The organism is Enterobacter cloacae complex sp. P42RS, from assembly GCF_014930595.1.
GTDB classification, from domain to species: domain Bacteria; phylum Pseudomonadota; class Gammaproteobacteria; order Enterobacterales; family Enterobacteriaceae; genus Enterobacter; species Enterobacter bugandensis.
This window is the reverse complement of sequence record NZ_JADBRK010000002.1, coordinates 331,662-344,241: the sequence shown is the minus strand read 5'-3', so window position 1 is coordinate 344,241 and position 12,580 is coordinate 331,662. Positions and strand designations below refer to the sequence as shown.

Sequence of the window (12,580 nt, the reverse complement as noted above, 5' to 3'; positions counted from 1 at the left end):
TCTCTTATCCTTTCGTTTGTAACTGGCGCCAGGCATCGTCTGCCAGCGCAATAAATTGTTTATCTCTGGACTGCTGCAAACGCATCTCAAACCAGCCCGCCATCAGCATGATGACCCAGGGCCGCCAGCGTCTCACCTGGTGTGCCAGCGCATCGGCGTTAAAGTGCGCAACGCTGGCATACTCTCTGATGAGTTTCTGCCGCGCGGCTTCACTTTCCGTCCAGACCGCGGCCAGCTCCAGCGCCACATCGCCGTCTCCGGCATATTCCCAGTCGATAAGCCTGGCGCCCTGTGGCGTATGCACGATGTTCCCGGCGTGCACATCCATATGTAACGGCGAGAGCCGAATCGGTTGCGGCTCGCCCGCTTTACGCAGCCGTTTGAGATGCGCAAGCCACACTGGGGTACGTCTTGCTGGAGAGGCTTGTTGCCAGTAGTTTTCCAGCAGTGGAAGTAAGGCGATTCGCCACCCCAGACGCTGTTGCTGGTGCAGATGATACAGCATCGCCGCAAGCGCTGGGGTGTCCGGCAGCGCGCTTTTCACCTCCCCCTCCAGATAGTCGACGGCCATCCAGCCCTTGCTGAAAAATCGGGGTTCAGGCACGAGATCCGCCGGAAGGCGTTTGAGGGCGCGAAACTGACGGCGAAACTGGAAAGCCGGGGCGAAGGGATCGTGGTTCTGCCGCAAGACCAGACGGTGCGCGCCCCGCGCTATAATGCAACTCGCGCCGCTAAGCCCGGAGTGGGCCTGCGGCGCGATAAGGCGGTACTGTGGAAAATAACGCGTCAGAATCTCTTCACGCGTGGTGTCATTGTTGCGTAACCGCACCTTTACCTGACCAGATAATTTCGCCTGTCTGAACCAGCATCAGCTGCATCTGCAGGGCTGGGGTATTCACGTTACCGGTCGCATTAGAGTACAGCACATACTGGGCGCCAACGTTGCGGGCAATGCCAATCGCCTTGCTGCGGGTACCGAGGCTATCCTGCGGCGACAGGCCCAGCTGCTGTTTGGCTAACGCGAGCTGCTGAGCAGAGACCAGCGTAAACTTACCGTTGTTTGCCAGCGCATTGCGCAGCGTTTCTGTCGCTTCGCCCGCGTTCAGCGAACCGTTGGTACGGTTGTTCACGCTATCGACCAGCAGCACGCTGCCTGCCGTCACGCCCTGAGCCTGCAGCATTTTACCGACCATCGGCTGCATCGCACCGTTCCAGTCGTAATGGCGCACGCGCGGCGCAGGTTGTGACGTCTGGTCCTGATGTTCAATCGGGCCAGGCTGTGACGGAATAGACGGTACAGACGGCACGGTTGGCTGGGTCTGCGTTGGCGGTGTCGGCTGCTCGGTACCCGGCTTTGCCTCTTCCACAGGTGCTGGCTGTTCTGTACGGGTCACACACCCTGCGAGGAACAGCGCGAATGCGGTCACGAGCGCATAACGGCTCATATTTTTAATCAAGGTTCACCCCTTAGAGATAAAGATAAAGTCTCACCTTATGCGCACCCAGATAGCTGGCGCTGTCATAGAGCGTTACCGACGACCTTGCCGGAAGAGTGACGCTGCGCGGCGCCTCCAGCGGGTGCATCTCAAGACCTCTTACGTCATACCAGAAAAAACGGTAGTGGACCGTCACCGGTTCATTTCTTTCGTTATAGAGCGTAGAGGAGGCAGAAGATTTAATTTCGCTGATGGTCAGTGCGGGCTGTTGCGCCGTGATGCCCGCAGCCAGCACGGAGGATTCCATCACCAGCGTCTGTTCATCGCTGACAGGGATCGCCGGACGCGTGCTGCACCCCACAACCATCATCGTCATTACCAGCGCTGCAATACGCCCTTTAAACATGTTACAGACCTTTGTGAGCCAGCATCGGTCCCAGCGGACGTCCACCCAGCAGATGCATGTGAATATGATAAACTTCCTGGCCGCCATGACGATTACAGTTCATGATCAGACGATAACCGTCTTCCGCTATGCCTTCCTGCTCGGCAATTTTCGCCGCCACCGTCAGCATACGACCTAACGCCACTTCGTGCTCGGTTTTTACGTCGTTTACGGTCGGAATCAGAATATTAGGAATGATAAGGATGTGTGTCGGTGCCTGAGGGGAAATGTCCCGGAAAGCCGTTACCAGTTCATCCTGATAGACGATATCCGACGGGATTTCGCGGCGAATAATTTTACTGAAAATCGTTTCTTCAGCCATGACCTTTTCCTTTTTTGTTAGGTGCGTCCGCTGTTAACACACTCTCTGGAGGACTGTGTGACACAATTCAAGAGTATGAGCGAGTTTCTCCTGTCCTTTCAACCTTCTCCCCCGAATTCTTTGCTGAATATTCATCAGCTGACTGAAGAGTGACCGCTCGCGTGCCTTAACGGGCTGAAACATTATTTCAGTTTCGCACGACACATCTGTTTACAGCATTAATGGCAATGCGTATATTTCGCATTTGCATTTTCATGCGCATTTTTAACATAGAAAACGACGTCAGACCGTATTTGTGGGACTGACGCAAACACTCTTCACCGTTCATAAGGGTTTGATAATGTCTTTCATTGATCACACCAGGGATGGGCAACGTCAGCCTGTCGCAACGCCTTCGTTGCTGGCAGCCTGTATTGCTATGGCATTGACGCCAGCCGCCGCTTTCGCTGCATCAGCAACCGAAGACACCGTCGTCGTGGATGGAGGTTTTGACAATACGCAGGATCCTTCCGCAAGTCAGGACCGGGATTACAGCGTAAAAACCACCACCACCGGCACAAAGCTGTTGCTGGTTCCCCGTGATATCCCACAGTCCGTTAGCGTCATTAGCCAACAGCGCATGGCCGATCAGAACCTGCAGTCTATCGGCCAGGTGTTAACCAACACGACTGGCGTAACGGCGCAGGTGCAGGACAGCGATCGTACCGTATTTTACTCGCGCGGATTTTTCGTCAGTAACTACGCCTTTGACGACCTGCCAACCTCCATCAGCGAAGTGTGGAACTTCGGCGACACCGCCGCCGATACCGCGATTTACGACCGTATCGAAGTGGTTCGCGGCGCGACCGGGCTGATGTCCGGCACCGGTAACCCGGCGGCGTACGTCAATATGGTGCGTAAGCATGCGGACAGCAATGAGTTCAAAGGCAATGTCTCCGCCAGCTACGGCAGCTGGGACAAGCAGCGCTACGTGCTGGATCTCCAGGCACCGCTGGTAGAGTCCGGGAAGGTACGGGGACGCCTGATTACGGGCTATCAGGACAACGACAGCTTCGTGGATAACTACCACTACCGGAAGAAGTTCCTCTACGGCGTGGTGGATGCGGACGTCACCGACAGCACCACCCTCTCTGTAGGGTATGAATATCAGGAAAGCCACACTGCCGATCCGACCTGGGGCGGATTGCCGACCTGGTACAGCGACGGGAGTAAAACCGACTACAATCGCAGCCAGACCGTCGCGCCTGACTGGGCCTACTCGGACAAGGATAGCACCCGCATCTTTGCTAACCTGACCCAGCGTTTCGACAACGGCTGGGAAGCGCACGTCAACGGCATGCACGCGGAGACCAACTTCGACAGCAAGCTGATGTATATGTCCGGCTATCCGGAAAAAGAGACCGGGGCGGGCATGGTTGGCTACGGCGGCTGGAACAGAGGTGAACGCAAACAGGATGCGGTTGATGCCTTCCTGCGCGGCGGCTTCGATCTTTTCGGCCGCCAGCATGAGATGATGTTTGGCGGCAGCTTCAGCCGACAGCGCAACCACTATGACAACAGAATGCCGGATGCGCTGTACGGCATGGTGGACGTGGGGAATTTCAAAAACTGGAACGGAAATATCGCCGATCCGCAGTGGACGCCGTGGAAGCTCTATAGCCAGGACGACATTCGCCAGTCCTCAGCGTACACCTCCGCCCGCTTCTCGCTGGCCGACCCGCTGCACCTGATCCTCGGGGCGCGCTACACCAACTACAACATTCGCTATAACCCGGCGGGCTCTCCTGACACCCGTCTGGAAAGCACTGATGATGACGTAACGCCTTACGCGGGCCTGGTCTACGATATCAACGAAGACTGGTCGACCTACGTCAGCTATACCTCCATCTTCCAGCCGCAGGACAAGCGCGACGCCAGCGGACGTTATCTCGATCCAACCACGGGCAAAAGCTACGAAGCCGGTGTTAAAGCAGACTGGTTTAATACCCGTCTGACCACCTCGCTGGCGATTTTCCGCATCGAGCAGGATAACGTGGCGAGCAACACCTATACCTACATGCCGAGCGGTGAGTCGATTTATGAATCGCTGGACGGCGTGGTCAGCAAAGGGATTGAGTTCGAGCTGAACGGCGCCCTGACCGATAACTGGCAGCTGACGTTCGGCGCGACCCGCTACATTGCGGAAGATAAGAACGGCAGCGCTGTCAGTTCCGATCAGCCGCGCACGACAATGAAGCTGTTTACCCGTTATCAACTGCCAATGCTGCCGGCGCTGACGGTGGGCGGTGGCGTAAACTGGCAGAACAAAGTGTGGACGGATGTGGACGGTGGCCCGGCGGGACAATCCCGCGCAGAGCAAGGCAGCTACGGACTGGTTAATCTGTTCAGCCGCTATCAGGTCACCAAAGATTTTGCTATTCAGGCGAACGTCAACAACCTGTTCGACAAAGAGTATTACGATTACGTCGGCTCTTACGTGGTTTATGGCGCACCGCTGAACGTCTCGGTGAGCGCAAGCTACGACTTCTGAGTGTTGGCACAACAAACCACAGCAATAAAAAAGGCAGCCATTCGGCTGCCTTAGTCTCCCCAGGTCACAGCTTAGCTGTTGCGGATGTACTCATCCATTTCGGTTTTCAGGTTATCGGATTTAGTACCGAAGATAGCCTGAACGCCCGAACCTGCAACAACCACGCCCGCTGCACCCAGTTTTTTCAGACCCGGCTGGTCCACTTTCGCAACGTCGGCAACGCTCACACGCAGACGAGTGATGCACGCGTCCAGGTTAGTGATGTTCTCTTTACCGCCGAACGCAGCAACCAGTGCCGGAGCCATTTCGCTGGTCGCGCCTGCTTTGCTGTCTTCAGTTGCATCTTCACGACCCGGAGTTTTCAGATCCAGTGCTTTGATCAGCACGCGGAAGATGGTGTAGTAAACAACGGCGTAGCACGCACCCACGATTGGGAACAGCCACAGCTTGCTGCTGTTACCGGACAGAACGATGAAGTCGATCAGGCCGTGAGAGAAGGACGTACCGTCACGCATGCCCAGCAGGATACAGATTGGGAACGCCAGGCCAGCCAGTACAGCGTGGATGATGTACAGGATTGGCGCAACGAACATGAAGGAGAACTCGATCGGCTCGGTAATACCGGTCAGGAACGAGGTCAGCGCTGCGGAGATCATGATACCGCCCACTTTTGCACGGTTTTCTGGCTTAGCAGAGTGCCAGATTGCAATCGCAGCAGCCGGCAGGCCGTACATTTTGAACAGGAAGCCACCAGACAGTTTACCTGCAGTTGGGTCACCCGCCATGTAACGTGGGATATCGCCGTGGAACACCTGACCTGCTGCGTTGGTGAATTCACCAATCTGCATCTGGAATGGAACGTTCCAGATGTGGTGCAGACCGAATGGCACCAGGCAACGCTCGATGAAGCCGTAGATACCGAACGCGACAACCGGGTTCTGGTAAGCAGCCCACTGAGAGAAGGTCTGGATAGCGGAACCGATTGGTGGCCAGATGAAGGACAGGATCACGCCAGTGAAAATCGCTGCCAGACCAGAGATGATCGGAACAAAACGCTTGCCCGCGAAGAAGCCCAGATACTCAGGCAGCTTGATGCGATAGAAGCGGTTGAACATATACGCTGCAATCGCACCGGAGATGATACCGCCCAGAACACCGGTATCTGCCAGGTGTTTCGCGGCAATCTCTTCTGCAGGTAAATGCAGAACCAGCGGCGCAACCACAGCCATGGTTTTCACCATGATGCCGTAAGCAACCACTGCAGCCAGCGCAGAAACGCCGTCGTTATTGGTGAAGCCCAGCGCCACACCGATAGCGAAGATCAGAGGCATGTTAGCAAAGACGGAACCGCCTGCTTCAGCCATCACATGGGAAACTACGGCTGGCAGCCAGCTGAAGTTAGCAGAACCGACACCCAGCAGGATACCTGCGATAGGCAGTACGGATACTGGCAGCATCAGCGATTTACCGACCTTTTGCAGGTTAGCAAATGCATTCTTAAACATAATTGAGAGTGCTCCTGAGTATTTGTGCTTTTTTTACGCTTTCACGCATTGGCCCGGGGGGAGTACCGTGCCGTGGACAGGACATCTAAGCGCCCTTTATTTATTACACAGAGTAAAATAATTCCCTCTGAGTTTGTTTGACGGCTATCACGTTTCAGCTTAAGACGGTCGAAAAACTTTCAGTAATTTACAAAAAGCATGTCTGGATGTTTCTAAGAACGCCGTCACCGCCCCAAATGAGGCGGTGAACTTTACTCGTTTTATTTATTAATTACGAGCCTAAAAAAAACAGGCTTATCAGACGGATTGCAGGCGGGCGGGGTCGATATGGAACAGCGCAGAGAAGTTTTGCGTCGTGACGCGGGCCAGCTCTTCGATACTGACGCCTTTAAGCACGGCCATGTACTCTGCGACGTCTCGCGTCATGGCCGGCTGGTTCTCTTTACCGCGATGCGGTACCGGCGCCAGATACGGAGAGTCTGTTTCCACCAGAATGCGATCGAGCGGGACATAGCGCGCAGCATCACGGAGCTGCTCAGCGTTACGGAACGTCACGATCCCGGAAAACGAAATATAAAACCCCAAATCAAGCAGTTTACCCGCCGTTTCTCTGTCTTCTGTGAAACAGTGTAGTACGCCACCGCAATCCGTCACGTTTTCTTCCCGGAGGATCGCCAGCGTATCGGCGCGCGCATCGCGTGTATGTACGATGACCGGTTTATTCAGTTCGCGGCCGATGCGAATATGGTTGCGGAAAGACGCCTGCTGGCGCGCTTTCGTTTCCGGCGTGTAAAAATAGTCCAGCCCGGTTTCACCCATCGCCACAACGCCCGCTTCTGCTGCCAGTCGGCGCAGCTCTTCTACGTCATACTCTTCATCCTGGTTCAGCGGATGAACGCCGCAGGAGAACACCACGTTATCGCGATCGCCCACCAGCTCACGCATTGAGCGATACCCTGGCAGCGTCGTCGCCACCGCAAGACAAAATTTCACATCGCGGGCAGCGGCTTTCGCCAGCACGTCATCCACGTCGTTGTGCAGGGATTGATAATCCAGGCCATCAAGATGGCAGTGTGAGTCGACTAAAAACATAATGTCTCTCTCAGAGATGGGAAACAGGCGGCGTAACGCCCGGTTGCAGGTAGTGTTCAATACGCAGTAACTGGTCGGTCAGCAAAAGCTCGCGATTAAGACCCGTCACGGTTAAAAGCTGTTCGCGGCTCTCGCAAACATCATGAAGGATAGCGTGCAGAGACGCGCCTGTAAGGCGGCTCGCCAGCATGTTCACCAGGGGCCACGCGTCCGGGTTAGTCAGCAGCGTAGCTCCTTGCTGGATTTTTAGCGCATCGAGCAATAAGGAGGCCAGCCAGTGCAGACGCTCAACGGCCCGATCGCTATTCAGCGCAGGCAGTAAACTCAGCCAGTCCTGGTTGTTAAGTGAAGCCTCAACGGCCCTGCAGAGCCCTTCTCGCTGCGACCAGACGTCAGGCTGTAGTAATGCCAGCGCCGCCGCGGGGGCGCCGCTGCTGAGGCGCAGCGCAGACAACGCACTCTCCTGTGACGTTGTCACCTCTCGCTCAAGCCAGCTTAACGCCCACGATTCCTGAGGCACCGCCAGATGATGGAGACGACAACGGCTGCGCAGCGTCGCCAGTAAACGTCCCGGGTCCCGGCAGGAAAGGAAAAACCACGTCTTTTCCGGCGGCTCTTCCAGGGTTTTAAGCAGCGCGTTCGCCGCCGCCTCGGTAAGCAACGCAGCGTCGTTGAGCCAGACCACTTTTGCCCCGCCCAGACGCGCATGTTCGTACAGTTTCTCGCTGACTTCACGCACGGCATCAATGCCGAGCGCGCTTTTGCCCTTCTCAGGCTCAAGCGTGTAGTAGTCAGGATGCGTGCCGGCCTGCATCAGCTGGCAGCCGCGGCATTTACCGCAGCTTTTATGCCCTTCCGGCTGCTGGCACATCAGAAAACGAGTGATGGCGTAGATCAACGCATCATCGCCCATTCCCGGCAACGCCTGAATCAGTAACGCATGATGCCCCCGACCGGCCTGATAGCTGGCGATCAGCTGTTCAAAGTGCGGGCGCAACCATGGATACCATTTCATGCCTGCTGCTCCTGTAGCCACTGCGTAACGGTCTGTTGAATATCGCGCGTGACGTCGTCCAGAGATTGCGTGGCGTCAATGGTACGAATTGCGCTGTCCCGTGCGGCCAGCTCAAGATAGCGTGAGCGCGTGCGGTTAAAGAAATCGAAAGACTCTTGCTCAATGCGGTCCAGTTCGCCGCGCGCGCGGGCGCGCCTGAGGCCCACTTCCGGGGTCACATCCAGGTAGAGGGTCAGGTCCGGGCGAAAATCCCCCAGTACGGCATCGCGAAGGGTTGCCAGCATCGCCTGGTCAATACCGCGTCCGCCGCCCTGATAAGCCTGAGTCGAAAGATCGTGACGGTCACCGATCACCCACTTGCCGTCGGCCAGAGCAGGTTTAATCACGGTCTCAACCAGTTGGACGCGCGCCGCATAGAACATCAGCACTTCGGCTTTGTCAGTAATAACCTCGTCGCCAACGGATTTAATATCCAGCACCAGGCTGCGCAGTTTCTCCGCCAGCTGAGTACCGCCCGGCTCGCGGGTAAAGACCATGTCAGCGACGCCAAGCGATTTCAGCGTATCCACTACCACGTTACGGGCGGTGGTTTTACCCGCCCCTTCTAGTCCCTCAATGACAATGTATTTACTGCGCATTTTTTTCCTTAAGTGCCTTCAGATAGTCCTGAACAGAGCGATTATGGCTGGCAAGGTTGGTGTTAAAGGTATGCCCCCCTTTCCCATCAGCCACAAAATAGAGGTACGGTGTTTTGGCCGGGTGCGCGGCGGCTTTGAGCGAAGCCTCGCTCGGCGTGGCTATCGGGCCCGGCGGCAAGCCGTTAATCACGTAGGTATTATACGCCGTTGGCGTCTCCAGATCTTTTCTGGAGATCTTACCGGCATAGCTTTCGCCCATACCGTAGATGACGGTCGGGTCGGTTTGCAGACGCATGCCGATGCGCAGGCGGTTGATAAATACCGACGCGACCCGGTCGCGCTCGGCCGCCACGGCCGTCTCTTTCTCAATGATCGAGGCCATTGTCACAAACTGGTTTTGATCTTGATAAGGCAGCCCGTCCATACGCCCTTCCCAGGCGGAATCAACTGCCTCGACCATCTTTTTGTGTGCCCGTTTAAGAATCGCCACATCGGTCGTGCCCGCCGTATACATCCAGGTGTCTGGCCAGAACCAGCCTTCCACCCACTCAGGATGTTCAAATTTCAGCACCTCGGCGACCGTCTCATAGCGATCGTCTTTGAGCGTGTGCTTGATGTAAGGCGCATCACGCAGCTGCTTGAGGTAATCGCTTAAGCGCATCCCTTCAACAAAGCGCAGCGGGAACTGTGCCTCTTTACCGCTTTCCAGCAGCTGCAGCATCTCTCTGACGGTCATGCCGGGCGTAAAGCGATAGGTACCAGCCTTGAAGTGAGACAGTTCAGGCTCGATACGCAATAGCCACTGGAACACGCGTGGACGGTTGATGATTTTATCCCCGTAAAGCTGCTCGCCCAGCGCCATCCGCCCGGTACCGGCTTTCAGGGTAAAAATCGTCTCGTCTTTAATCAGGATTTTACTGTCCGCCAGCTGGCGAACCTTCCATACTCCCGCTCCGCCGGCAATACCCAGCGCAACGATCAGGAGAAGGACAAAGCGCAACATTTTCTTCATGACTTTTTGATTTGCTCACATATCGGGGCTAAAAACGTAAAGAGCTCTCGCGAAGACCAGCGCTGTTGACCATACGCCCGAACGGGTATAACAGGCATCAGCGCATTGCAGATCACAACTTCATCGGCGGACAGCAGCGCCTCTTCCTTCGCGTTTACTTCGACAACGCGAAAGCCTGCATGTGCCAGTTGTTGCAAACAAAACTGGCGCATGATGCCGTTAACCCCAGCCTGCTCCAGCGAAGGGGTGAAGACCTCATGGCCCTTCCGCCAGAGTAAATTAGCCGCACAGCATTCCGTAATGAACCCTTCGCTGTCAAGGACTAGCGCCTCATCGGCGTCAGTCTGTTCAAGATGAGTACGAATAAGCACCTGTTCAAGGCGGTTAAGATGTTTTATTCCGGCGAGCATAGGGTTTCGCCCCAGCCGTACCGGGCTCAGCGTCAGCGTTACCCCTTCCTCACGCCAGCGCGCATAGTGAGCAGGATACGCTGATACGGAAAGAATACGCGTGGGATGCTGACAGGCGGAACCGCTGTACCCTCGCCCGCCGCTGCCGCGGCTAAGAATAACTTTTAAAACGCCGTTTGTATTACCTGACGCCAGCCGGCGCATCTCGCGCTCGAGAATGTCCCACTGCATGAAGGGAATCAGCAATTTCTCGCAGGCTTTTTGTAAACGACGGATATGGGCGTCAAGCAGGCTCACCTCACCGTCAAGAATACGCGCAGTGGTGAAACAACCATCGCCAAACTGGATTGCCCTGTCGCTTGCCGGCAGCGTTTCTTGCTCAAGGCCATTAATTAAAAACATGGTGGCTCCTTATGCGTGGAGGCTCAGTCTGGCAGGATGTTAAAAGCCGGACAAGGGGATTTTCCCTAATAAAAAAGGCCCGGCAAGCGGACCTTTTTTTATAGCTTTCAGGCAGTCAGGCTCAGACCTTTTTGAAGATCAGAGAACCATTCGTGCCGCCAAAGCCGAAGGAGTTACACAGGGTGTACTCCATACCGCTAACCTGACGCGCTTCGTGCGGAACGAAGTCCAGATCGCAACCTTCATCCGGGTTATCCAGGTTGATGGTTGGCGGCACAGCCTGATCGCGCAGCGCAAGGATAGAGTAGATTGACTCTACTGCACCCGCCGCACCCAGCAGGTGACCGGTCATGGATTTCGTGGAGCTGACCATTACGCGGCTGGCAGCCTCGCCGAAGATAGACTTAACCGCCTGCGCTTCTGCTTTATCGCCTGCAGGCGTAGAAGTGCCGTGCGCGTTAACGTAGCCAATCTGTGCAGGGGTAATACCCGCATCACGGATCGCATTTTCCATCGCCAGCGCAGCACCCGCGCCGTTCTCCGGAGGAGACGTCATGTGATACGCATCGCTGCTCATCCCGAAGCCAACGACTTCAGCATAAATTTTCGCGCCACGTTTTTTCGCATGTTCGTACTCTTCCAGTACGAGCATACCTGCGCCGTCACCCAGCACAAAACCATCGCGGTCTTTATCCCACGGACGGCTCGCCGCCTGAGGGTTATCGTTACGGGTAGAGAGCGCACGCGCTGCGCCGAAACCACCAACACCCAGTGGGGTACTGGCTTTTTCAGCACCGCCCGCAACCATAGCATCTGCATCGCCGTACGCAATGATACGCGCGGCCTGGCCGATGTTATGTACGCCAGACGTACACGCGGTAGCGATAGAGATGCTTGGACCACGCAGGCCGAACATAATGGTCAGGTGACCTGCCACCATGTTAACAATCGTGGACGGAACGAAGAACGGGCTGATCTTACGCGGTCCGCCATTCATCAGCGATGTATGGTTTTCCTCGATCAGGCCAAGACCGCCAATCCCGGAGCCAATAGCGGCGCCGATACGGGTTGCGTTCTCTTCCGTAATCTCAAGGCCAGAATCCTGCATGGCCTGAACGCCAGCGACAATTCCATATTGAATGAAGGCATCCATCTTGCGCTGTTCTTTGCGCGAGATGATCTCTTCACAGTTAAAATCCTTTACTAAGCCAGCAAATTTCGTTGCATAGGCGCTAGTATCGAAATGGTCGATTAGGCTGATGCCGCTCTGACCGGCAAGGAGAGCTTTCCAGGTAGACTCTACGGTATTGCCGACAGGAGACAACATGCCAAGTCCGGTCACAACTACACGACGCTTAGACACGTTTGTCCTCCAGGGAGGGATAAAAAAAGAGATACGTGGGACTAAAAAAGATAAAACTCAGGCGGTCGAATGACCGCCTGGAGATGTTCACTTACGCCTGGTGACCGTTGATGTAATCAATGGCAGCCTGAACGGTGGTGATTTTCTCAGCTTCTTCGTCCGGAATCTCAGTATCAAACTCTTCTTCCAGAGCCATTACCAGCTCAACGGTGTCAAGAGAATCTGCGCCCAGGTCTTCAACGAAGGAAGCGGAGTTCACAACTTCTTCCTGCTTAACGCCCAGCTGTTCGCCGATAATTTTCTTAACGCGTTCTTCGATAGTGCTCATACTCTTAAATTTCCTATCAAAACTCGCTTTCGCGATGGTTTTCGTAGTGTATAAAATGTTGAAAAATTTGCAACTAAATCCC

General features: G+C 55.4%; 13 protein-coding genes. 1 reads left to right on the top strand and 12 read right to left on the bottom strand.

The window, feature by feature from the left end; all coding sequences use genetic code 11:
- Positions 1-4: 4 nt before the first annotated feature.
- The 4 genes from thiK to hinT are packed head-to-tail and all read right to left on the bottom strand — an operon-like array spanning position 5 to position 2,203.
- Entirely contained in the window at positions 5-829 is an 825-nt protein-coding gene (gene thiK, locus IM314_RS04990; RefSeq protein ID WP_163333054.1) for a thiamine kinase, read from the bottom strand.
- Positions 810-1,454: a penicillin-binding protein activator LpoB gene (gene lpoB / locus IM314_RS04985; RefSeq protein WP_088205017.1), complete on the bottom strand. Its 645-nt coding sequence runs from the start codon at positions 1,452-1,454 to the stop codon at positions 810-812. The genes thiK and lpoB overlap by 20 nt, the downstream gene beginning before the upstream one ends.
- Before the next feature lie 13 nt (positions 1,455-1,467).
- Complete coding sequence (locus tag IM314_RS04980; protein ID WP_041910507.1) at positions 1,468-1,842, bottom strand: YcfL family protein; 375 nt, start codon at positions 1,840-1,842, stop codon at positions 1,468-1,470.
- Position 1,843: 1 nt separating this feature from the next.
- Positions 1,844-2,203, bottom strand: a complete 360-nt coding sequence (gene hinT / locus IM314_RS04975; protein ID WP_006809243.1) for a purine nucleoside phosphoramidase — start codon at positions 2,201-2,203, stop codon at positions 1,844-1,846.
- A gap of 340 nt (positions 2,204-2,543) precedes the next feature.
- Here hinT and fhuE point away from each other — a divergent pair, with 340 nt between their 5' ends.
- Positions 2,544-4,733, top strand: a complete 2,190-nt coding sequence (fhuE, locus tag IM314_RS04970) for a ferric-rhodotorulic acid/ferric-coprogen receptor FhuE (protein WP_163333053.1) — start codon at positions 2,544-2,546, stop codon at positions 4,731-4,733.
- A gap of 71 nt (positions 4,734-4,804) precedes the next feature.
- Here fhuE and ptsG read toward each other — a convergent pair whose 3' ends face one another.
- The 8 genes from ptsG to acpP all read right to left on the bottom strand — a co-directional run bounded on the left by ptsG (position 4,805) and on the right by acpP (position 12,498).
- On the bottom strand, positions 4,805-6,238 hold the full coding sequence (ptsG, locus tag IM314_RS04965) for a PTS glucose transporter subunit IIBC (protein WP_028012724.1): 1,434 nt from the start codon (positions 6,236-6,238) through the stop codon (positions 4,805-4,807).
- Between the two features lie 297 nt (positions 6,239-6,535).
- Complete coding sequence (locus IM314_RS04960; protein WP_028012723.1) at positions 6,536-7,330, bottom strand: metal-dependent hydrolase; 795 nt, start codon at positions 7,328-7,330, stop codon at positions 6,536-6,538.
- Between the two features lie 10 nt (positions 7,331-7,340).
- Positions 7,341-8,345: a DNA polymerase III subunit delta' gene (holB, locus tag IM314_RS04955; protein WP_045630100.1), complete on the bottom strand. Its 1,005-nt coding sequence runs from the start codon at positions 8,343-8,345 to the stop codon at positions 7,341-7,343.
- Entirely contained in the window at positions 8,342-8,983 is a 642-nt protein-coding gene (tmk, locus tag IM314_RS04950) for a dTMP kinase (protein WP_193358699.1), read from the bottom strand. The genes holB and tmk overlap by 4 nt, the downstream gene beginning before the upstream one ends.
- Complete coding sequence (gene yceG, locus IM314_RS04945) at positions 8,973-9,995, bottom strand: cell division protein YceG (RefSeq protein WP_041910512.1); 1,023 nt, start codon at positions 9,993-9,995, stop codon at positions 8,973-8,975. The genes tmk and yceG overlap by 11 nt, the downstream gene beginning before the upstream one ends.
- The gene (gene pabC, locus IM314_RS04940; protein ID WP_045630099.1) at positions 9,992-10,807 is read right to left on the bottom strand and encodes an aminodeoxychorismate lyase; all 816 of its coding nucleotides are present in this window, start codon (positions 10,805-10,807) and stop codon (positions 9,992-9,994) included. The genes yceG and pabC overlap by 4 nt, the downstream gene beginning before the upstream one ends.
- Positions 10,808-10,928: 121 nt before the next feature.
- Positions 10,929-12,170: a beta-ketoacyl-ACP synthase II gene (fabF, locus tag IM314_RS04935; protein ID WP_045630098.1), complete on the bottom strand. Its 1,242-nt coding sequence runs from the start codon at positions 12,168-12,170 to the stop codon at positions 10,929-10,931.
- 91 nt (positions 12,171-12,261) lie between these two features.
- Positions 12,262-12,498, bottom strand: a complete 237-nt coding sequence (gene acpP, locus IM314_RS04930; RefSeq protein WP_003857954.1) for an acyl carrier protein — start codon at positions 12,496-12,498, stop codon at positions 12,262-12,264.
- Positions 12,499-12,580: the final 82 nt, after the last annotated feature.